Origin of the sequence: Ruegeria arenilitoris (assembly GCF_013031355.1) — a bacterium.
Lineage (GTDB): Bacteria > Pseudomonadota > Alphaproteobacteria > Rhodobacterales > Rhodobacteraceae > Ruegeria > Ruegeria arenilitoris_C.
In genome coordinates, this window is record NZ_WPZO01000002.1 from 21,644 (window position 1) to 44,155 (window position 22,512).

At 60.2% G+C, this 22,512-nt stretch carries 16 protein-coding genes; 8 read left to right on the forward strand and 8 right to left on the reverse strand.

All coding sequences use genetic code 11. From position 1 onward, the window contains the following. Nucleotides 1-151 precede the first annotated feature (151 nt). Nucleotides 152-2,524 (forward strand): mechanosensitive ion channel family protein, encoded by a 2,373-nt coding sequence (locus GOX63_RS05745; RefSeq protein ID WP_170327011.1) that lies wholly within the window; start codon nucleotides 152-154, stop codon nucleotides 2,522-2,524. Between the two features lie 88 nt (nucleotides 2,525-2,612). Here the strand turns inward: GOX63_RS05745 and GOX63_RS05750 are convergent, their stop codons facing one another. Genes GOX63_RS05750 through GOX63_RS05770 form a run of 5 tightly spaced genes read right to left on the reverse strand, consistent with a single transcriptional unit; the run spans nucleotide 2,613 to nucleotide 9,834 of the window. Beyond that, nucleotides 2,613-3,968, reverse strand: a complete 1,356-nt coding sequence (locus GOX63_RS05750; RefSeq protein WP_170327010.1) for a CoA transferase — start codon at nucleotides 3,966-3,968, stop codon at nucleotides 2,613-2,615. Next, nucleotides 3,965-5,119, reverse strand: a complete 1,155-nt coding sequence (locus tag GOX63_RS05755; protein WP_170327009.1) for an ABC transporter permease — start codon at nucleotides 5,117-5,119, stop codon at nucleotides 3,965-3,967. Before GOX63_RS05755 ends, GOX63_RS05750 begins: the two co-directional genes overlap by 4 nt. Continuing rightward, the gene (locus GOX63_RS05760) at nucleotides 5,116-6,144 is read right to left on the reverse strand and encodes an ABC transporter permease (RefSeq protein WP_170327008.1); all 1,029 of its coding nucleotides are present in this window, start codon (nucleotides 6,142-6,144) and stop codon (nucleotides 5,116-5,118) included. The genes GOX63_RS05755 and GOX63_RS05760 overlap by 4 nt, the downstream gene beginning before the upstream one ends. A gap of 14 nt (nucleotides 6,145-6,158) precedes the next feature. After that, entirely contained in the window at nucleotides 6,159-8,069 is a 1,911-nt protein-coding gene (locus GOX63_RS05765) for an ABC transporter substrate-binding protein (RefSeq protein WP_170545078.1), read from the reverse strand. Continuing rightward, nucleotides 8,062-9,834: an ABC transporter ATP-binding protein gene (locus tag GOX63_RS05770; RefSeq protein WP_170327006.1), complete on the reverse strand. Its 1,773-nt coding sequence runs from the start codon at nucleotides 9,832-9,834 to the stop codon at nucleotides 8,062-8,064. The genes GOX63_RS05765 and GOX63_RS05770 overlap by 8 nt, the downstream gene beginning before the upstream one ends. 233 nt (nucleotides 9,835-10,067) lie before the next feature. On the opposite strand from GOX63_RS05770, the gene GOX63_RS05775 reads away from it, so the two are divergent. The 6 genes from GOX63_RS05775 (at nucleotide 10,068) to GOX63_RS05800 (ending at nucleotide 17,253) form a co-directional block, all read left to right on the forward strand. After that, a complete protein-coding gene (locus GOX63_RS05775) occupies nucleotides 10,068-10,565 on the forward strand; it encodes a class I SAM-dependent methyltransferase (RefSeq protein WP_367646730.1) in 498 nt (165 codons plus the stop codon). Nucleotides 10,566-10,580: 15 nt separating this feature from the next. Continuing rightward, a complete protein-coding gene (locus tag GOX63_RS05780; protein ID WP_170327004.1) occupies nucleotides 10,581-11,210 on the forward strand; it encodes a glutathione S-transferase family protein in 630 nt (209 codons plus the stop codon). Between the two features lie 111 nt (nucleotides 11,211-11,321). Continuing rightward, nucleotides 11,322-13,724, forward strand: a complete 2,403-nt coding sequence (locus GOX63_RS05785; protein WP_170545081.1) for a GcvT family protein — start codon at nucleotides 11,322-11,324, stop codon at nucleotides 13,722-13,724. 2 nt (nucleotides 13,725-13,726) lie between these two features. Continuing rightward, nucleotides 13,727-15,277 carry a trimethylamine methyltransferase family protein gene (locus GOX63_RS05790; protein ID WP_170545084.1) on the forward strand — a complete coding sequence of 517 codons (1,551 nt, stop codon included), beginning with the start codon at nucleotides 13,727-13,729 and terminating at the stop codon, nucleotides 15,275-15,277. Beyond that, on the forward strand, nucleotides 15,278-15,952 hold the full coding sequence (locus tag GOX63_RS05795; RefSeq protein ID WP_170545087.1) for a TetR/AcrR family transcriptional regulator: 675 nt from the start codon (nucleotides 15,278-15,280) through the stop codon (nucleotides 15,950-15,952). Further along, on the forward strand, nucleotides 15,949-17,253 hold the full coding sequence (locus GOX63_RS05800; protein WP_170327000.1) for an NAD(P)/FAD-dependent oxidoreductase: 1,305 nt from the start codon (nucleotides 15,949-15,951) through the stop codon (nucleotides 17,251-17,253). The genes GOX63_RS05795 and GOX63_RS05800 overlap by 4 nt, the downstream gene beginning before the upstream one ends. A 34-nt stretch (nucleotides 17,254-17,287) precedes the next feature. Here the strand turns inward: GOX63_RS05800 and GOX63_RS05805 are convergent, their stop codons facing one another. Then, nucleotides 17,288-17,677, reverse strand: coding sequence for a DUF3307 domain-containing protein (locus tag GOX63_RS05805; protein ID WP_170326999.1), 390 nt, complete (start codon nucleotides 17,675-17,677; stop codon nucleotides 17,288-17,290). Between the two features lie 209 nt (nucleotides 17,678-17,886). Here GOX63_RS05805 and GOX63_RS05810 point away from each other — a divergent pair, with 209 nt between their 5' ends. Then, a complete protein-coding gene (locus GOX63_RS05810; RefSeq protein WP_170327048.1) occupies nucleotides 17,887-20,883 on the forward strand; it encodes an ABC transporter transmembrane domain-containing protein in 2,997 nt (998 codons plus the stop codon). Here GOX63_RS05810 and GOX63_RS05815 read toward each other — a convergent pair. Both GOX63_RS05815 and GOX63_RS05820 read right to left on the reverse strand, forming a co-directional pair. Further along, nucleotides 20,880-21,167, reverse strand: a complete 288-nt coding sequence (locus GOX63_RS05815; protein ID WP_170327047.1) for an ArsR/SmtB family transcription factor — start codon at nucleotides 21,165-21,167, stop codon at nucleotides 20,880-20,882. The genes GOX63_RS05810 and GOX63_RS05815 overlap by 4 nt on opposite strands. Nucleotides 21,168-21,277: 110 nt before the next feature. Next, on the reverse strand, nucleotides 21,278-22,510 hold the full coding sequence (locus GOX63_RS05820) for a mandelate racemase/muconate lactonizing enzyme family protein (RefSeq protein WP_170326998.1): 1,233 nt from the start codon (nucleotides 22,508-22,510) through the stop codon (nucleotides 21,278-21,280). Nucleotides 22,511-22,512: the final 2 nt, after the last annotated feature.

The following is a 22,512-nucleotide window of genomic DNA, read 5'->3' on the forward strand; positions in this document are numbered from 1 at the left end:
AGTTTTTTCGAGGTTGCAAACACCCAAGTCGCCATCATTGCACCGGGAACACGAATTGACACGATCTTGGGAGGTGAAAGGCTGAATATTTGAATACGCTCAGGCGCTTCGGTAACCTGTGGTGCATCACGCGGATTGGACGAATAACTCGATGAAACTTAAACTATTTGCTGGGATGGCCCTGTTGATCTGGGCATTTGCAGCGGCCTTTGTCACCGGAGCGGCGGCGCAGACGTCTTTGATCCCGGGATACAATACGGATTCCGGTTCCGAGGCTGACACAAACGCCGAAGGTGATCTGGCCGACGCCATACGGGCCGCGACCGAGGCCGGCGCCAGCGTGATCGTCATCGACAGCGCCGGTCAGATCGTATCCTCCGGCAGTCAGATCGATGCCGCAGCCAATGAGCCCCATGACCCGATGGGGGACGGCTCGCAGCTGATGAAAGCGCAGGAGAGGTTCTCGAAATTCCGCGAGTCGATGAATTCGCGACTAGAGGCTTTGCCCTATTCGATCTTCGAAGTGCAGTACATCCTGCGTCAGACCAGCCCCGATGGCCGCATCCAGACCTATGTCGAGGTTTTGTTCTGGAACGTGCTGTTCCTGCTGCTGGGGCGCTGGCTGTCGATCGAGATTTACGGCAAGCGCATGGCTAAAAGGCTGGTCGTCGCGCGGTCCAAGGAAAACCCGCAGGGTTATCGGGAAAAGATGCCGTTTCTGGTGTTCCGGTTTTTCATGGGGATCGGAGGCACGGTCTTTGCGATGCTCATGGCCCTGATCGTGGGGTACCTGTTCTTTGGCGAAGCCGAAGACCTCTCGATCCAGTTTACGGTCACAGCAATATTCACAGCCTTTTTCCTGTCGCGCACGGTGTCCGATCTGTGGCGGATGGTCCTGTCGCCCTACCTGAGCCAGTACCGCCTGCCGCCCTTTTCCGACCGGGACGCAAAACGGCTGTATTTCTGGGCTTCCGCGCTTGCGACCTATGACATTTCGGTGGTGCTGTTCTCGACCTGGGTCGCGGACTTCGGACTGAACTACAACGTCTATGCCATGGTTTATGGCGGGCTGACCATGTTTGGTGCGCTGGGCAACGTGCTGATGATCCTGTTCAACGCACGGGCCATTTCCAACGCCATCCGCGGCGGGCGCGCTGCGGACGCGGTGTCGTGGATTGTGCGGTTCATCTCCTTTGCGTGGGCGCCCGTTCTGATCGTTTACATCGTGTTCAGCTGGTTCAAGCTGGCGGTCGATCTGGTGCTGGAAAACGAGAACTCACTGCCGATCGTGGCCAGCAGCTATGCGATCTTCATGTCGGTGGTCGTGGCCTATGGGGCGATGAATTACCTGCTTGAGCGTTACTTCGACCGCAACCGTCAGATGGAGGAAATGAACGCCGAGGACGGCACCTCGGAAGAGGCCGACGAGCCGGTGGAAACCGTCGAGGCCGAGGTACGTAAGCACAGCATGCTGACTTATGAGGACTTGGCCCGTCGTGTGGCGGGCATTCTGGCCTTTGTCGTTGGCCTCTATGCCTTGGTCGTGATCTGGAATCCCGAAGCCAGCTGGAGTGAGGACCTGCCGATTGACCGGGCTTTGGACGTGATGGTCATCCTGTTCATAGGGTACATCCTGTTCCACTTTTTCCGCATCTGGATCGACACGAAAATTGCCGAGGAGGTCGACGATGGTAGCGAAGAGGCGGAATTGGGTGATGAAGGCGGGGAAGGCGGACAAAGCCGTCTGGCCACGCTGCTGCCGCTGTTCCGGGGGGCGATCCTGGCCGTGGTTGTTGTCACCATCGTTCTGATCGTGCTGATGGAGCTGGGCATCAATGTCAGCCCACTGTTCGCGGGTGCGGGCGTGGTGGGTCTGGCCGTCGGGTTCGGCTCGCAAACGCTGGTCCGCGATATCTTTTCAGGGGCGTTCTTCCTGTTGGATGATGCGTTCCGAAAAGGGGAGTACATCGACATTGGTGATGTTAAGGGGACGGTCGAGAAGATCTCGGTCCGGTCGTTTCAGCTGCGCCACCATCTTGGCGCGCTGAACACGATCCCGTTTGGCGAGATCAAGGTGCTGACCAACTATTCCCGCGACTGGGTGATCATGAAGCTGCCGCTGCGCGTGACCTACGACACGGATGTCGAGAAGGTGCGCAAACTGATCAAGAAACTGGGGCAGGAATTGCTGAGCGATCCGGTGATCGGTGAGAACTTTATCCAGCCGCTGAAATCGCAGGGTGTGATCGAGATGCAAGATTCGGCGATGATCATCCGGGTCAAGTTCATGACCAAGCCAGGCGATCAGTGGCTGGTGCGCAAGAAGGTCTATCAGGAAATTCGCGAACTGTTCGCGCGCGAAGGCATCAAGTTTGCGCACCGTGAGGTCACCGTGCGTCTGGCAGAAGGGAAGGACCCCGAAGACTTGTCTCCGAAACAGCGTGAAGCGGTAACCGGTGCGGTACAGGCCGCGATTGACGAGGACTATCTGGACGATATCGGACCCGGAGGGGATGACCGCTAGGGGCGGCTCCCGCCCCTTTGGAGTGCGTCTCTGACGAGACGCCGTCCAAAGCGTTGGGCCAAGCCGCGCGTTCCGCGCGGCGGTTGTGTCAGGCAGATAGCGAAGGCCAGATCGGTTGGGATGTGCCCAGCTTCGCGGCGGGCAGGGGCCAGGACATCTGCGCGGCCCCTACGGACAACGCGGGTTTCAGGCGATGGCCTGTTCCCCAGCCGGAATCTTCGAGTTTTTGCGTGTAGTCATCAGCTGAAGCGCTGGTAATGTCACCTTTGGTTTCTGATTTTGCCAGTGCCGCCAGTAGCTCTGCCGTGCGGGCCAGCGACAGTTGGGCCAGCATGATGGAGTTTCCGGAGGCCGCCTCGGCCAGTGCCGACAAGACGGCTGCGGCCATCAGGTAGCCCGTCGCATGATCCAACGCCTGAACCGGCAGCGGTGTTGGCTTGTCGGCCTTGGCCCATGAGCGGCCCGCGTCCGCGATCCCGGCGCTCATCTGTACGAGGCTGTCAAAGCCGCGCCGCGTGGACCACGGACCCTGCCAGCCATAGGCGTTCAGTGTGACCTCGACCCGGTTCGGGGCCAATTCATCGCGTTTGATCTTGGTCAGGCCAAGCGCATCCAGCGCGCCGGGCCGATAGCCGTGGACGAAGACATCCGCCTGCGCCAACAGGTCCTGCAGTTTTTTCAGGCCGTCGGGCGATTTCAGGTCCAGATAGGCGCAGTACTTGCCCAAAGAGATATCCGGGATGACACCGGGTTCGTCCCATCCAGGCGGGTCGATGCGCAGAACCTCAGCCCCGAAACCCGCCAACGTTCGGGTCGAGACCGGGCCAGCCAGTACACGCGTCAGGTCCAGAACGCGCAGGCCCGCCAATGGACGGCTTGCGGTGGCCTGTGGGCGGTCGCGCAGCGTGATGTGTCTTGGGTTCTGCCAGCTGATCAAAGGGTCGCGGGACACAGAACGCCCCTGCGGATGTTCCAGCCATTCGGCGCGGCTGCGCATGGCAGCGGCAACGCCGCCCTCGGCCACAATCGCGGTTTCCAGATCGGCGATTGACCACTCTTTCAGGGCTTGCGCTACGGCGTCCCGATTGCCCGGAACCCCAAGAACCTTCAACGCTGCCGCCTTGTGGCGCGGTAGATTGGTGTGCAGCCTGATCCAGCCGTCCAAGGCTTGATAATCCCCCGCCACGGCATCCCAGAGGCTGGGCATTTCCCACCCGTCCGGCTTGAATGAAAACCCGTACCAGAGCGAGGCTAGCCGGTGGTCGACCGAAATCTCGGGCGAGGTGGGTGCAAGGTTCAGAGCAGCCACGAGGCGTGCCAGTTCCTGACCAACGGCGGCAAAGCTGGCCGTGGCCAGTTCCGATACCGCAAACGCGCTGGGCCGCGCACCTTTGCCTGTCGTCTGATAGCTGTCAGCGGCGGGGAGGGCGGAGAATAGGCTCATTGCTGATAGGGGTCCAGACTGTCGCGCAGACCATCACCGAGGAAGTTGAAGGCCAGTACAACAACGATGATTGGCAGCATCGGGATCGCCGTCCACGGGTAGATCTCGATCGAAGCTAGGTTCTGCGCGTCGTTCAGCATCACACCCCAGCTGACCGCCGGGGCCCGCAGGCCCAGACCCAGGAAGCTGAGCGCGGTTTCCCCGAGGATCATCGCAGGGATCGACAAGGTGGCCGACGCGATCAGGTGAGACATGAAGTTCGGCAGCAGGTGCTTGCGGATCACCCGGCCCGAGCTTGCGCCCATCATCTCGGCCGCTCGGACGTATTCCTCTTCGCGCAGCGACAGGAATTTGGCGCGCACGGAGCGGGCGAGGCCGGGCCAGTCGAGGATGCCAAGGATGATCGAGATGATGAAGAACACCGCGACTGGGCTCCAGTTCGACGGAACCGCAGCGGAAAGGGCCAGCCACAGGGGCAGTTCCGGCAGTGAACGCAGAACTTCGATCACGCGGTTTATGACCCAGTCGATCTTGCCGCCGAAGTACCCGGCCATCGAGCCGAAGAAGATGCCCAGAACAAAGGACACGGTGATGCCGATCAGGCCCACGGTCAGCGACAGTTGTGCGCCGTAGAGGATGCGGCTGAATACGTCCCGGCCCAGACGATCCGAGCCCCACAGGAACAGCGTCGCCCCTTCGGGCGCGCAGAACAGGTGGGTGTCCGATCTGATCAGACCGGCGAGTTTGTATTCAGCCCCTTCACAGAAGAACCTGATCGGGCGGGGGTCCTCCAGGTCGGGCACGAATTTCCACTGGAAGGTTTCTAAATCGGCTTCGGCTACGATCGGATAAACGTGGGGGCCGATGAAATCGCCCTCGTGGAACCAGCTGATGCTTTGCGGCGGAGCATAAAGGTGCTCCCCGTTCCGTTCATTCGGCCCATAAGGCGCGATGAACCCCGCAAAGGGCAGCATCAGGTAGCACAGCAGCAGGAAGATGCCCGAGATCAGGCCCAGCTTGTGAGTCTTGAATTTGCGCCAGACCAGCACCCAGTTGGGCGCGTCCAGGTCAGCGCGCTCAAGCTGTTGCAGGGACGCTTCGGGATCAAAGGGGGCGTCGTCGACATAGCGACCGTCAGGGCGTTGGGTCATGCTTCACGCCCCTCGTACCGGATGCGCGGGTCAAGCATGACCAGCAGAATGTCAGAGATCATGGTGCCGATCAGGGTCAGAAGGGCGACGAACATCAGGATGAAGGCGGACAGGAACTGATCCTGCGTTTTCAGCGCCGTCAGCAGGGTGGGGCCGATGGTCTGCAAGCCTAGAACCACCGAGACCAGAACCGAACCCGACACCATCGAGGGCAGCAGGTTGCCGATATCGGCCACGAACGGGTTGAAGGCCACGCGTAACGGGTATTTCGTCAGCATTCGTGACGGGGCCATGCCCTTGGCGATAGCGGTTTCCACATAAGGTTTTCCCAGCTCATCCAGCATATTGGCGCGCAGACGTTGCATCATCGCCGAGGCGCCGGACGTGCCGATCACAAAGGTCGGAACGATCAGGTGGACAAGGATGGATTTGAACTTGTCCCAACTCATCGGCAGGCCTTCATAAACCGGGTCCATCAGGCCGCCGATGGGCAGGTTGAAATAGCGGTGGCCGTAATAGAACAGGATCAGCGCCAACAGAAAGTTTGGCGTGGCCAGCCCAAGATACCCCACAAAGGCCGAGGTATAGTCGATCCATGTCCGCGACCGTGCCGCCGCGATAACGCCCAGCGGCAGCGCAACGGCGTAGACAAACAGGATGGCGGCCAGATTGACCACCACGGTCAGCCACAGTGTGTCACCCACAATCTCGGCCACAGGGCGGTCGAATTCGAAGGACCAGCCATAGTTGCCTTGCAACAGACCTTCGAACCCGTGCGGGCCGGGCCAGAAGCCCATCCAGATCAGGTATTGCTCCCAGATGGGACGGTCCAAAGCGTATTCCGCGCGCAAAAACTCGGCCTTGGCCACACCAGCGGACTGGCCCGAGGCCTGCAGTTCCGCGATCTGGTTGCTGAGGTAGTCGCCGGGCGGCAAATTGATGATCACGAAGATCAGAACCGACACCACCAGCAGCGTCAGCAGCATCGTGAAAAAGCGATAGACTGCATAGCGCAGCATAACCATTTAGCTGCTCCTGATCAGTCGGCGAAGAAGAATTCGTCCGGCCGGTGAATGCCGAAATGCGCGCCGGGCTCCCACGCCCACATGGCTTGTTCCGGCACATTACGCAGACGGTTCGAGACCACGACGGGCTGAGGCGCACCATTCAGGATGCCGATGGCATACAGTTGGTCGGCATGGATGTTCAGCATCTCGGTCCAGACGGCCTTGCGTTCGTCATCGGTAGAGGCGACCTCCCAGTCATGGGCCAGTTGCATCAGGCGTTCGGCCTCAGGCATGTCGGGCGCTTCGCCCACGTCGCCGCCGGTCTGGTAAAACTGGCCCCATTTGGGCCATGCCAGAAACACCTGATCCGTCGGCGCCAGATAAGCAGGAGACGTATGTAGCTGCGGAATGCCGTCATCCCAGCCGAACCAGACCGAGGCCATGGTGTTGCCGGCAAATACACGGTTGCGCAGGATGTCCCGGTCTAGCGGGCGCATCACCAGATCAACGCCGATCTCGCGCCAGGTGTCGGTGACGATCTGCAGCGCGTTTTCAACTTCTTGCCGCTCACCGGCGGTTTCGACGATCAATTCCATCGGCCGGCCATCGGGCAGCAGGCGGATGCCGTTCCTGTTACGCTCGGTCAGACCGGCCTCATCCAACAGGGCGTTGGCCTGTTCGATGTCAAATTGGGCCCAGGCCTGGGCGTTTTCCTCGCTATAGAAAGGGGACGCGGGCAGAACCGACATCGCGCCGGGTTTCGCCAGTTTGAAATAGAGCGCCTGGTTGATCGTATTGCGGTCAATGGCCAACGACAGGGCACGGCGCACGCGCACATCGCGCAGAATCTCGCGCCAACCGTCATCGGCAAAATTCAGGTTCGGATAGATCGCGATCTGCGAGGCAACGCCTGTCTTCCACAGCCGTGTCTTGTAGTTTCCGACCTCTTCGCCCTTTTTCAGGATCGAGGCATCGCGGAACGCCAACCCGCGCCCCTGCAGGTCGGTTTCACCGGCATTGGCTTTGGCCGCGACCAGACCGGGGGCAACGATCTCCATCTCGACCACGTCGATATAGGGCAGCTGCACGCCGTTGCTGTCGATGCGGTGGTAATAGGGGTTGCGGACGAAATTGTGCCGGATTTTCTTGCCGGAACTGGCGTTCAACCAGGGTTGCAGTGTCGGCAGTTCGTGGTTGTCGTATTTGTACAGGTTGTCCAGCTTGTTATGCAGTGCCGCCCAGCTCTTGACGCGCGCATCGCTGACCAGAAAAGCAAGCTCTTCAGTGTCGGCGTATTGCTCGTGGTATTTCTTCAGAAACGCGGCGGGCCGGTAGATGAAGGGCGGGCGCGCCTGCGCCAGCGATTGGAGGAAGTCTGGGTTCGGGTCTTCCCATTCATAAACAACAGTGGTTTCGTCGGGGAAGGACACGGTGGGCAGCTTGCCCTCGACGATCAGAAAATCCGGCGGGCCCGAGGGGCTGAGAAGCTCGTTATTCGCCACGTCCTCCCACCAATAGCGGAAATCCTCGGAGGTAAAGGGCGACCCATCCGACCATTTGTGCCCTTCGCGCAGATGCAGGGTGAATTTGCGATTGTCTTCGCTTTCGTAGGATTCCAGCAGGTCCGGCACCAGTTCGTAATTCTCATTGAACCCGACCAGCCGGGCATAGCCGTAGACAACCATCTGGCGGATGTCCTTGGACCGGGTGACCATGGTGCGCAGCGTGCCGCCAGGTGTTCCGAACTCGCGCCCTTTGGCGGCCAGATCAACTACCAGCGGTTCGTCAGGCAAGCGATCCTGAATGGGGGGGAGGTGCCCGGCTTTTACTTCGGTGGCCCAGAATTCTCCTTCCAGTGGGGTTGGAGTGTCTGCCGTGGCGGGCAGCATCCATGTGGCGGCCAGCGTGGCGGCGAGAAACAGGGGGCGAGTGGTCTTAAACATGGCATCTTACCTTATGGCCGGGCTCCATCTCTACCAGTGAAGGTATCACGGAGTCGGTAAATCGGAAGGCGTCATCCCAACTGTCTGGCGAACCCGCGCCCAAAGCAACCAATTTCAGGTCGATGGGTCGGTTGATGTCAGGTTCTGGCTGAGCGGCAATCAGCGCCTTGGTGTAGGGGTGGCGGGGATTGTAGAAAAGGGTTTCGGGCGGGGCTTGTTCGACCACCAGGCCCCGGCGCATCACGGCAACTTCGTCGGCGATACGCGCCACGACGGCAAGGTCGTGCGAGATGAAGAAATAGGACAGGTTCAGGCTGTCCTGCAGGTTTTCCAGCAGTGTCAGGATCTGTTCCTGAACCGAGACGTCCAGCGCCGAGGTCGGCTCGTCACAGACGATGAGTTGCGGGTCCAGCATCATGGCGCGTGCGATGGACAGGCGCTGGCGCTGACCGCCGGAAAAGGCATGAGGGTAGCGTTTCAGCATATCGGAGTTCAAACCGACCCGCTGCAACATCTCGGCCGCCTTGTCGCGCTGTTCCGACGTTGTGCCAATGTTGTGTATCTCCAGCGGCTCGGTCATGGCGTCCTGGATGCGCATCCGTGGGCTAAGCGAGCTGTAGGGGTCTTGAAACACCATCTGCGCCTTGCGTTGAAAGGCGGTGCGCTGGGCGCGGGTCATGTGGTGGACGGTGATCGGGTCGGCGTCCGGTGACGTCCGGAACAACACCTCTCCGCCGCGATCAGGTGGTTCGGCCCCTAGCGCGATCCGGGCCGCGGTGGTCTTGCCCGAACCGCTTTCGCCGACGATGGCCAGCGTCTTGCCGCGTGCCAGGTTAAGGTCGACGCCACGGCAGGCATGGATCAGTTTATCGCCCTGCCAGCCCCTGCTGGAGCGCATGGTGTAGGTCTTTGACACGCCCTTCATCTGCAGGATCAGATCTTCGTCGGGCATGGGGATGCCAACGGAATCCTCGTCCGGAATCTCGGGCGCGGCGTTGAACAGCTGCTGCGTATAGGGATGCGCAGGTGCGGTCAGAATCGGGGCTGCGGCACCGGCCTCCATTACGCGGCCCTTGTGCATGACAACGACCTGTTCGGCCATATTCGCCACCACACCCAGATCGTGCGTGACAAGGATCAGCGCCATCCCGGTCTCGCGCTGCAACTCTTTGATCAGGCCCAGCACCTGCGCCTGTGTCGTCACGTCAAGCGCGGTGGTCGGCTCATCCGCAATCAACAGTTCCGGCTTGGCCACCATGGCCATCGCAATCATGGCGCGCTGGCGCATACCGCCGGACAATTCAAACGGGTAGGAATCATAGGCACGCTGGGGATCAGGAAAACCCACACGCTCGAATTGGGTAATAACTTCTTTGCGGGCCTGCGCCTCGGACGCGCCGCGATGCAGCCATAGAACTTCGCTGACCTGATTGCCGATCTTGTGCAAAGGCGACAGGGATCGCATCGGTTCCTGAAAGATCATCGATATCCGGTTGCCGCGAATCCCGCGCATCTGCTTTTCGTTGATCCGGGTCAGATCCTCGGTGCCTTTGGAATCGTTCAGGATAATCGTGCCGCTGCGAATCTGGGCCGTGCGCGGCAAAATCCGCAATGCCGCCCGGCAGGAGATCGTCTTGCCCGATCCGGACTCCCCCACCAAAGCCAGCGTCTGACCGGCTTCGACATCGAAATTGACGCCTTTGACAACAGGCTCACCCGCGCCAAATCCGATGCTCAGATCGCGGACGGACAACAACGCGGTCATGCGGGTGTTCCACCCGTTGGGCCGTAGGTCGGCATTCGCTTGATCAACTCCCCGTGTTTTTTGTCGCAGTTTCGCGCGGTTGGTGCTGGCTAGTCAAACCCGTTCTTGGGGTGAAATGTCGCGAAATTGTGAAACCGGCACCAATTTACCTACACAAAGTCTTGAGGATTTGTCATCACATGCCTTGTCGGCACCTTCTGACAAGTCGACTGATATCAAGGAGAGATTTCCCCGTGTCCGACGATCAAAGCCGACTGGATCTGTTCATTGACCGCATGGTGTCGCAGCGCGCCTGTCTGGATTTCGCCATTGCCGAGACCCGTGGCATCGCAGGGCCAGTGTTCGAGTTGGGGCTGGGCAACGGGCGCACCTATCATCACATGGTGCAATACGTGAAGAACCGCCCTGTCTATGTGTTCGAACGTGCAGTGGCCTCGCACCCGGATTCGACGCCGCCGGAAGATCGCGTGATTCTGGGTGACGTGCGCGAGACGCTGCCCGCTGCGTTGGAACGTTTTGGGGCGACCGCCAGCCTGATTCATGCCGACCTTGGCGGTCATAACCGGGAAAAGAATGATGCCTTTGCCCGGCTCGTTTCACCGCTGATCGAACCACTGCTGGCCGAGGGCGGGCTGATGGTCTCCAGCGACCGGATGTATTTCGATACGCTGACCGAACTGCCCTTGCCGTCTGATGCCGTTGAGGGGCGCTGCTTCATCTATCGCCGCTGACCCAGAGGGTTTCCCATGCTGTTTTACGATTGCTCCACTGCTCCGAACCCGCGCCGGGCCCGCATGTTCATCGCGGAAAAAGGGCTGCAGATCGAAACCCGCGACATCTCGATCGCCAAAGGGGAACAGTTCAGCGAAGCCTTCAAGGCGGTCAATCCAAACGCGACCCTTCCGGTTCTGGTCACCGATGAAGGCACAGTTTTGGGCGAAAACCTCGGTATCGCTGCGTATCTCGAAGCGCGATTTCCCGAGCCGCCGCTAATGGGGCGCACCCCGGATGAAAAGGGGTTGGTTCTGATGTGGAACAGCATTGTCGAACAACAGGGCGGCGTGCCGATTGCCGAGGTTCTGCGCAACACCCATCCCGCCTTTGCTGACAGAGCGCTTCCGGGCCCCGAGAATCACGCACAGATTCCCGAATTGGCCCAAAGGGGCGCAACGCGGGTTGGACATTTCTTCGATCTGCTGGAAACGCGGCTGGCGGAAAGCCCCTATCTCGCCGGGCCGGAATTCACTCTGGCCGATATCACAGCCTTTGTCTTTGTCGACTTTGCCCGCGTGATCAAGCGACGGATTCCAGAGGGGAATTCGGCCACGTTGACGTGGCACGAAAAGATCGGCGTGCGCCCTAGCGCTCAACTTTAAACCGGTGATTTCCGCTTGCCGACCGCGTGCCGCCGGAACTGTACAGAAATGTCTAGACAGATGTGAACAGTGCGTCTAGCGTCCACTCCAAGCCATGCAGGGGAGGGCGGGATGAAATCTCAGTATCGCGTTGTGGTCATCGGGGGCGGCGTTGTGGGCGCCTCGGTTCTGTATCATTTGGCCAAGTTCGGCTGGTCAGATGTGGTGATGCTCGAACGGCGCCGGTTGGCATCGGGATCGTCCTGGCATGCGGCCGGGGGTGTCCACGCGCTGAACGCCGACCCGAACATGGCGTCCCTGCAGTCCTATACCATCGACTTGCTGAGTGAGATTGAAAAAGAGTCCGGCCAGAACATCGGCCTGCACATGACCGGGGGGCTGACGTTGGCCGGTACGCCCGAGCGTTGGGAATGGCTGCAGGCCAACTACCGTATCTTCCAATCCATCGGCATTGACGATTGTGAGCTGCTATCCCCGGAAGAAGCGCAGCGCCGGTGCCCGATCATGTCCACAGAGGGCGTGTTGGGGGCGATGTGGGCCGATCGTGAAGGTTACATCGACACGACTGGCACGGTGCAGGCCTACGCCACGGCGGCCAAGAAACGTGGTGCCGAATACTATGAGGAAACCAAGGTCGAGGAACTGATTCAGACCGCAGATGGCTGGCAGGTGGTCACCGATCGCGGCACGATCACTTGTGAGCATGTGGTCAACGCAGCAGGTCTCTGGGCCAAGCAGGTGGGTCGCATGGCAGGGATCGAACTGCCGGTGTCTCCGCTGAAACACCACTATCTGATCACTGACACCGTGCCCGAGGTGGCCGAGGCTGATTTCGAGATGCCGATGACCGTGGACCTCGAAGGCTTCACCTATATGCGGCAGGACCAGAAGGGCGTTCTGGTCGGCATCTATGAGGTCGACCATGAACATTGGGCCATGGATGGCGCGCCGTGGAACTATGGCGAGGAACTGTTTCAGGAACAACTCGACCGGATCGAGAACGAACTGACGCTGGGCTTTGAACGTTACCCCTCGATCCAGAATGTGGGCATCAAGACTTGGGTGAACGGCGCGTTCACGTTCTCGCCCGACGGCAACCCTCTGGTGGGTCCGGTACCCGGCAAGCCCGGCTATTGGTCGGCCTGCGCTGTGATGGCGGGCTTCCTGCAGGGTGGCGGCGTTGGCAAGACGCTGGCCGAGTGGATGATCCATGGCGAGCCCGAGGCAGACGCGTGGCCAATGGATGTGGCGCGCTATGGCGACTTCGCGCAGAACAAACGCTATATCCGTGAAACGACGGGCCAGTTCTATTCGCGCCGTTTCGTGATGACCTATCCGAATGAGCAACTGCCTGCGGGCCGTCCGCTGAAAATGGCTCCGGCGCATGACGCAATGACCGAGGCCGGGTGCAAATGGGGTGTCAGCTGGGATCTGGAAGTGCCGCTGTATTTCGCGCCGAAAGGGTTCGAGGAAACGCCGACGCTCAAGCGTTCGAACGCGCATGACATCGTGGCCGAGGAATGCAAGGTGATCCGCGAAGGTGTGGGCTTGCTGGATATCTCGGGCTTTTCGCGGTTCGAGGTCAGCGGCCCGAACGCCGAGGTCTGGCTGGATAAGGTCATGGCCTCGAAACTGCCTGCACCGGGGCGTGCCAAGCTGGCCCCGATGCTGGGTGAGAATGGGCGGCTCAAGGGTGATCTGACCGTGCTCAACTGGGGCGACGGCACGTGGTGGATTATGGGCAGCTACTATCTGCGCGCCTGGCATATGCGTTGGTTCGATGACCACATGATCGACGATGTCGATATCCGTGACTTGGGTGAAGAATATTGCGGCTTTGCCGTGGTCGGTCCGAAATCGCAGGCGGTGGTCGAGAAACTGGCGGAACAGGATATCTCGGGCCTCAAATTCATGGGGTGTGGTGATTTCGATATCGGTCTGGTGCGTGCTCGCGTCGCGCGCATGTCGGTGACCGGTGAGAAGGGTTATGAGATCAATTGTCGCTATGGCGACCACATCAAACTGCGCCGGATGCTGTTGGAAGCGGGGGCTGACGAGGGCATCCGCGAATGTGGCTTCAATGCGATGCTCTCGACCCGCTTGGAAAAGAGCTTTGGCATCTGGTCGGCGGAGTTCACCCAGCTCTACACACCGGGGATGACCGGAATGGATCGCTGGATCGACTGGGACAAGGACTTTGTCGGCAAGGACGCAGCCGTGTCTGAACGAGACGGCAACGGCCCCGCGCAGGTTCAGGTGACGCTTGAGGTGGACGCGCTGGACGCGGATGCCAGCGGGTATGAGCCGATCTGGTCGAGCGAAGACCGTGTGGGCTTTGTGACCTCGGGCGGCTATGGGCATTACACCGGCAAGTCGCTGGCGATGGCTCTGGTCAACCGGGACAAGGCCGAGCCGGGTACTGAATTGACCGTGCATGTGGTTGGCGTTGAACGGCCCGCGCGGGTGATTGCGCCCTCGCCATACGATCCGCAAGGCAAGGCGATGAGGGGCTGAAGATGATCTCACAAACCTCAGAACGCAGCAGACGACGGCGTGGGCGCGGGGCCGAGGCCGCGCCTCCACCCACGCGCGACGTGAACTATCGACAGCTCAGGAATCCCTTCCCACAGATGGAAGTGTTTCCGGCCGATCAGATCGCGGACATGCACGAAACCTCCCTGCGCACGCTTGAGGAGTTGGGGGTAAAGGTCCTGTTGCCCGAAGCCCGCCGGATTTTTGCCGCGGCTGGCGCGCGTGTGGATGAAAGCACCGAGATGGTTTTCATCGGGCGCGACATGGTCGAAGCGGCCGTTGCATCGGCACCGAAGTCGATCGCCTGCCAAGCAGGAGCGCGCCATCGCGACTTCACGCTGGAACTGGGCAGTCTGGTGTTCCAGCCGGGGGCAGGGGCGCCAAACGCGACCGATCTGGAACGGGGTCGACGCCCTGCAAACGGGCAGGATTATCTGGACTTCCTGAAACTCACGCATCATTTCGACGTGTTCCAGATGATTTCGCCTCAGGTCGAGCCACAGGACGTGCCGACCCATCTGCGCCACTATTTCACCACGAAGGCTCAGATGGAGCTGACGGACAAGTTCCCGTTCTTCTTTTCGCGCGGGACGCCGCAGGTGATGGATTGCTTTGAGATGCTGTCCACCGCGCGCGGCCTGTCGGATGACGAGTTCCGCGGCAACGCGCATTGCTATACGATCATCAACACCAACAGCCCGCGAACGCTGGACATCCCCATGGCGCAGGGCCTGATCGACTTTGCCCGCCACGGTCAGATGTCGATCATCACGCCCTTTACCCTGATGGGGGCTATGGCACCGATCACCGTGGCCGGCGCGATCACGCTGTCCCATGCCGAGGCATTGGCCGCGTTGACACTGACCCAATTGACTAACCCCGGTGCACCAGTTTGCTACGGAACCTTTACCAGCAATGTCGACATGAAATCGGGCGCGCCTGCCTTCGGGACGCCCTCGCATTTTCAGGCGTCTCTGGCGGCGGGCCAATTGGCGCGGCATCTGGGGCTGCCGTGGCGATCCGCTGCCGGGTCGGCATCGAACATCAACGACGTCCAGGCGGCCAACGAAAACCAGTTCGGTCTCTGGGGCTGCCTGATGGCCGGGGCGACGGTGATCATCCACTCGGCTGGCTGGCTCGAGGGCGGGCTGACGGTGTCGTTCGAAAAAATGATCTGTGACGCCGAGGTGCTGAACATGGTCGCCGAGCTTTGCGCCGGGGCGCAGGCCGGGACCGCCGAGATTGGGTTCGACACCGCCTTGCGCGAGGTTGAACCCAGCGGACATTTCTTTGCGACCAGCCAGACGATGGAGCGGTACAATACCGAATTCTATCAGCCTCACGTCCACGATTATGCCAATTTCGGTACCTGGACCGAGCGCGGCTCGGTCGATGCCAACCATCGCGCAACCGGCGTTTGGAAGGGCATCCTGAACGACTTCAAACCGCCTACCGGTGACAGTGACCGACTGGGTGCCCTACAAGACTTCATCGCGCGACGCACTGCCGAAGGCGGCGCGCCGCCGGAGAGTTGAATGAATACCAAACCGATCCTGCACAGGGACGACCCCAAGGCTGAACCTCTGGTCGGCAACGTCAAGGTCACGCGTGACGATTGGCTAAACGTGGCGATGGACGTGCTGATCTCGGACGGGGTGGACCAGATCAAGGTGCTGAGTCTGGCCGAAAGGATGGCGGTCTCGCGATCCTCCTTCTACTGGTACTTCAAGTCTCGGCAAGAGTTGCTGGACGCTTTGCTGTCCCGCTGGCAGGCCACGAATACAGCCGGATTGGTTGCGCAGGCCGAGGCTCCGGCAGACACCATCACGGCTGCGGTCTGCAATGTGCATCGCTGCGTGGTGAATACCGATCTGTTCGATACGGCGTTGGACTTTGCCGTGCGGGACTGGGCGCGCAAGTCGGGCAAGGTGCGACGTGCGCTGGATCAGTCGGACGCCCGACGGCTTGAAGCTCTGCACGCCATGTTCGCGCGCTATGGCTATTCCGAGATCGAAGCGGAAACCCGCGCGCGCGTTCTGTACTACATGCAGATCGGATACGATCTGGCGCAATTGAACGAGCCGATTGAAACGCGGATTTCGATGGTGCCGCATTACCTATATGCGTTCACCGGCGTCGAACCAAAACCTGAAGAAGTTGAGGAATTCAGCGCATATTCCCTGCGCTGCTGGAAAGGAGATCTTTCATGAGCCAACCAGACGCAATCATCATCGGCACTGGTGTCATCGGAGCCGCCATCGCGTTCGAGATGGCAAAGGCCGGATGGAAAACCCTGTCGCTGGATCGCAATTCACAGGTGGGCCATGGCTCGACCGCCGGATCCTGCGCCATCATTCGGATGCACTACTCGACCTTCGACGGCACCGCTTTTGCGTGGGAAGGGTATCACTATTGGCGTGACTGGGCCGAGTATCTGGGCCTGCCTGCAGGCGCCAATTTGGCGCAGTTCCGAGAGACCGGCACTTTGGTGATGAAAACAGATGCCAACGGGATGCTCGAAAAGCACATGAAGAACAGTGCCGATCTGGATTGCCCGTTCGAGGAATGGTCGCCCGAGCAAATCACTGAGCGCCTGCCGATCTATTCGCTGGACAGCTTCGCGCCCGCGCGTCGCATGGATGACCCGGAATTCGGCCAGCCGAACGGGCGCAAGATGCAGGGTGCAGTGTATTGGCCGCAGGCGGGGTATGTCACCGATCCGGCCTTGTCGGCACAGAATCTGATGGACGCGGCCAAACAGCATGGGGCCGAGGTGCGCACTGGCGCTGAGGTGGTTGAAATTCTGACCGAAAGCGGTCGCGTGGCCGGGGTCAAGCTGGCCTCGGGTGAGGAACTCCGTGCCAAGGTAGTTGTGAATGTCGCCGGGCCGGGCTCGGCGATCATCAACAAGATGGCGGGTGTATTGGACGATATGACAATCGAGACCCGTCCCTTGCGGCAGGAGGTGGTACACGTCCCCGCGCCCGAAGGGTTCGATTTCGAAAACAACGGCACCATCGTATCGGACAGCGATATCGCCTGCTATTGCCGCCCCGAGCATGGCAATCACATTCTGGTCGGTTCGGAAGATCCGGAATGCGATCCGCATCAGTGGTGCGAGGACGACGTGCACTACAACCACGACTTCACCGACCAGTGGACGACGCAGGCAATGCGTTATGCGCAGCGAGTGCCCAGCCTGGGCATCCCGTCCAAGACGCGTGGGGTGGTCGATCTGTATGATGCGTCGACGGACTGGATTCCGATCTATGACAAATCCAGCCTACCGGGGTTCTACATGGCCTGCGGCACCAGCGGGAACCAATACAAAAACGCGCCGATCGCAGGCAAGATGATGACGGCTCTGATCGACTATTGTGAGGGTGGGGCGGATCACGATGCCCAACCGCTGCAATTCGAACTGCCTTATATCAAGCGGATGATCGACGTTGGCTTCTATTCCCGCAAACGCCCGATCAACGAGGAAAGCAGTTTCTCGGTTCTGGGTTAGCCGGTCGGGGAAATCGCCGCCAGGTCTGGGTCGATCAGGCGGCGAAACTCACCCAGGCCCAAACCATCGCGATATAGGTCAGGTTGTGCATGAACTGGTCCAGCCCGGCTGCCCGCCAGAACGCGGCCTGCGTCGGTGACAGCTGTCTCTTGTCCGAATAGGCGGCTTTGGCAAAGTCGATATTGAAATGCACGATCCATTCCAGAGCAGCAATGATCAGGATAAATGACCACGGCGCCCCGAACAGCAGAAAGACAATGACTGATCCAACAACATGCACGCCGGCATGCTGCGCACGCCCCCAGTGAAAATACTCACTGCGCCCGGACAACATTTTCGGTGTCTGGAGGTAATAGTCCGCAAACATATGTTTGATCTGCAATAAGCAGAGCATCAACAGTACTGCGCCTATGCTGGCAGTCAAATTGTTCCTCCCGATATCGTCCTGAAGCGAATCTTAGGGGCTAAACCGTTGCGGCGCAAATGAACTTGTTCACACACGGCGGATATATGATCAAACTGGAAACTATTTGCGTCACCGGCCACGATTGCTGTAAATTCGGAGTGTTTGATTTGCGGCACTTTCTTCGGGATCGGTGATCCAAAACAGGGGCAGGCTCCATAGAACGTTCGATTTTCCGGTTTATTTGGAAGTACTCCAGACGCGACCAGCTGATCCTGCTGGCCGTGACCTCTACGCTGTTTCCGTTGTTGTACCTGACGCTGGAGCTGCCCAAGCGCATCATCAACGATGCGATCGGTGCGGCCAGCCCGGTGGTCGATGTTCTGGGATATGAACTGCCGCAGACAACGTTTCTGATTGTCCTTTGCGGTGCATTTCTGGTGGCGGTGCTGGCGCATGGCCTGATGAAGATGCGCATCAACACCATGAAAGGGGTGCTGAGCGAACGGATGCTGCGACGGTTCCGGTATCAGCTGATCAACCGCGCCCTGCGGTTTCCCCAGCCTTATTTCGAGCGGGTCAGCCAAGGTGAAATGGTGTCGATGATTACCGCCGAAAGCGAGCCGATGGGTGGGTTGATGGGCGACGCGATCAGTCAGCCGGTGTTGCAGGCCGGGCAGATGATCACGATCCTGTCCTTCCTGTTTCTGCAAAGCGTCTGGTTTGGCCTGGCCGCCGTGGCACTGATCCCTCTACAGGCCTGGTTGATTCCCAAGCTGCAACGGCAGATCAACCTGCTGAACAAGAAACGCATTCAGGAAGTCCGCGTACTTGCCGCACAGATCGGTGAGAACGCCGCCGGGGCTTCGACCCTGCGGGGCAATGGCGGCTGGCGCTATCGCCGGGCGATGATCTCGGAACAGCTGGGGCGGCTGTTCGCGATCCGGTTCGATATCTACCAGAAGAAATTCTTCATGAAGTTTATTAACAACTTCATCTCGCAGCTGACACCTTTCATGTTCTATCTGGTCGGCGGCCTTCTGGTGCTGCAGGGTTCGGTTTCGCTGGGGGCGCTGGTGGCTGCGCTGGCGGCGTACAAGGACCTGAGCTCGCCGTGGAAAGAACTGCTGACCTATTACAACCAGACGCAGGACATGTCGCTGCGCTGGGATGTTGTGATCGAACGCTTTGCCCCGCCGGGAATGCCGGACGAAAAGCTGTTCGAGGGTGAGCCCGAAACCCGCCCGCGTCTGAACGGCGATATCGTGCTGGATCGGGTTTCGGTCCGGGATATGGACGGCAATCAGGTGCTGGATGATCTGAACCTCACCTTTGCAGGCGGGCAAACCATTGGTATCGCCGCCCCCAGCGAAGAAGACAGGCGCGCTGTGGCTGAGCTGCTGACGCGTGAGATCCTGCCCAGTTCGGGCCGGGTGGAAGTGGGGGGCGAAAATCTGGCGACCCTGCACCAAGGTATTGTGGCCGCGCGCATCGGCTATGCATCGTCGCGCCCGGTCCTGTTTCAGGGCACGTTGGGCGACAACGTCATGATGCCCATGCGTCAGAGGCCGCTGACAACCCAGATCGACGACCCCGATTTTGCCGAAACGCAGCGCGCAGGCAACAGCGCCGACCCGTATAGGGCAGACTGGCTGGACCCATCCCTGGCCGGTTTGGACAGCCCCGAGGCGTTGCGCGATTGGTGGCTGCATCTGATCGACGGAATGGGATCGGGGGCTGCCTTGTTCCAGCGCGGGTCGGACCAGGTTTTCGACGCCGCCGAACACCCGGAACTGGCGCAGAAGCTAGTCGAGCTGCGCCCACTGGTGCAGCAAGCGGTGCAAAAGGCCGGGCTCGGGCAGCAGGCGCTGGTTTTTGATTGGTGCACGTATAATTCGGCATTGCCGGTCGCGGAAAATCTGCTGTTTGCCACCCCGCGAGTTCCGGTCACGCAAGAGCTGCTGGCCCGCCAGACCGTATTCCTTGGCCAGTTGCGCGAGTTGGGGCTGGACAAGACACTGGTCAGCCTGACCCAGGACGTGATCGAGATGCTGCGCCAGATCTTTGGTCTGGACGGAACAGATCACCCGTTGTTCCGCAAGCTTGGTCTGGAAGCCACGACCTACGAGGCCGCGCTTGAGCTGGTCGAGAAAACCCGGAACGAGGGTGTGGCAGGGCTGGATGACGAAAAGCTGGCGAACCTTCTTGCGGTGCCGTTCGTGATCTCGGCCGAGCAGATCGGACCTGCCTTCACGGATGAGCTGAAGAATCGCATTCTGGAACTGCGCCATAGCCACTCGGAAAAGCTGTTAGAACGACTGCGGGATGTCTTTCTACCGCTGCACAAGGACGCTTTCGCACCCGGCTTGACGGTCATGGAAAATGCGCTGTTCGGCAAGGTCAGCCAAATTGGTGGCGGTCGCTCGGACGAAGCACGCAAGCTGATTGTCGATGTTTTGGATGAAAATGGTGCGCGTCCTCTGGTGGTCGAGTTGATTTATGACGTCCCCGTCGCGATCGGTGGTCAGAACCTGCCTGCCGTTTTTGCCGAACCGCTGGCCTTTACCCGCGCGACGATCAAGAAGCCGGACATCCTGATTCTGGAGAACGCGCTCGCCAGCTATGACATGGCGACACAGGTCGCTGTCTACAAAAACCTGCGCGAGCTGCTGCCGGATACGACCGTTATCTATCTGAACGACCATTTTGAAAACCCGGACAAATTCGACAATTTTGTCGAAATCAGGCAGGGTCGGGTGGTGTCGGACGAAGGAGATGTCACGGTGGAAGAGGACAGCGCCGCCTCGGCAGATCTGGCGCGCAAGCTGCGCGCGTTGGAGCAGACACCGCTGTTTTCCGGTCTCGACCGCAGACAGCTGCGCCTGCTGGCCTTTGGTGCGCGCTGGTACGATGCCCAGCCAGGCGAGGTCGTGTTCCTGAAAGACGATCAGCCCACCGACGGCGCATATGTAGTGCTGGAGGGCGAGGCCGGGCTGTACCTGCCGCAGATGGAAGGCCCGGATCAGTTGATCACAAAGGTCGGGCCGGGTGCTCTGGTTGGGGAACTGGGTCTGATCCGCAAGGAACCTCGTGCGCTCAGCATGATCGCCGAGACCGAACTGTCCTGTCTGCGGATCGGTGAGGAAGAATTCCTGGCCGTGGTCGAAAACGACGCCGCAACCGCCTTCAAGCTGTTGCAGGTCATTGCGGGTTACGTCTCGAACTAATTGTCCGGCTTGCAGAACAGGTCAAACAGTAGCCCGATGACCTGCGCCGTGTTGCCGTCCTGCAGCGAGTAATAGATCGTCTTGCCATCCCTTCGGGTCGAGACCATCCGCTCCTGACGCAGCCGGGCCAGCATCTGGCTGACGGCGGCCTGCCGGATTTGCAGCAGGTCCTCAAGCTCACTGACCGATTTTTCGCCTTCGCCCAGATGGCACAGGATCATCAGCCGCCCTTCGTGCGCCAGCGTCTTTAGAAAGGCCGCAGCCCGTGCGGCGTTTTCCTGCATGTCTGCCGGAGTTTCAGGATGTGCGCTTGTGGTGTCTTTGGCTTTGGTGGTCACGCGCGGCCTGTTTTGTGATGGGGTTGGCACAATATGCCCCAAATCGGGTTTGCTTGTCACCCCTCGGTTGCAGGTGCGCCGCCCTGAAAGGCGTTGCCGTTGACATAGTCGCAGGGCTCTTCCTGCATTTGCAGGTGGAGGCCATCGCCGGTGTAGGGATGGGCGCGGGCCAGATCTTCATCCACCTCGATCCCAAGACCGGGCGCAGTTGGGGCGGTCACAAAGCCGTCGTCCACGCGCAGCGCGCCTTTGATCAGGGCGTCGTGGAAGGGGGTTTCGATGGTCTCCAGCAGCAGAAGGTTCGGGATCGACGCGGCCAGATGGATGTTGGCGGCCCACTCGACCGGCCCTGCGTAAAGATGCGGGGCCATCTGCGCGTTGAACACCTCGGCCATGGCGGCGACTTTCTTCATCTCCCAGATGCCGCCGGCGCGGCCCAATGCGGGTTGCAGAATCTCGGCGGCCCCTGCGCGCAGGACGGCTCCGAATTCGGCCTTGGTGGTCATACGTTCGCCGGTAGCGACAGGGATGCGGACATTGCGGGCGACCCGGGCCATGTCCTCGATCATGTCCGGCGGGGTGGGTTCTTCGAACCACAACGGGGAATACGGCTCCAACGCCTGACCTAGCCGGATCGCGCCCGCCGTGTTGAACTGGCCATGGGTACCAAACAGCAGGTCGGCCTTGTCGCCCACCGCTTCGCGGATCGCTTTGCAGAACGCGACCGACATCGAGATATCGGACATCGCCGGCATATGCCCGCCACGAATGGTGTAGGGGCCTGCGGGGTCGAATTTCACCGCCGTGAACCCGCGCCGCACCATCTCGGCAGCGCATTCTCCGGCCTGTTCAGGCGAGGTCCAGAAATCGGTCAGGTTATGCTGCGGCAAGGGGTAGAGGTAGGTATACGCGCGGATGCGTTCGTTCATCAGTCCGCCCAGCAGGGCATAGACCGGACGGTCTCGATCCTTGCCCAAAATGTCCCAGCAGGCGATCTCAAGCCCTGAAAACGCGCCCATGACGGTCAAGTCGGGGCGCTGGGTGAAGCCGCTGGAATAGGCACGACGGAACATCAGCTCGATATTCTCGGGGTTTTCGCCCAGCATATGCCTTTCAAACACGTCGCGGATCACGTGCCGCATCGCCTCGGGGCCGACAGAGGACGCATAGCATTCGCCCCACCCGGTGATCCCGGTGTCGGTGGTGACTTTCACCAAAATCCAATAGCGCCCACCCCAGCCCGGTGCGGGTGGTGCAGTGACGATGATGTCGAGGTCTTGCAGTTTCATCC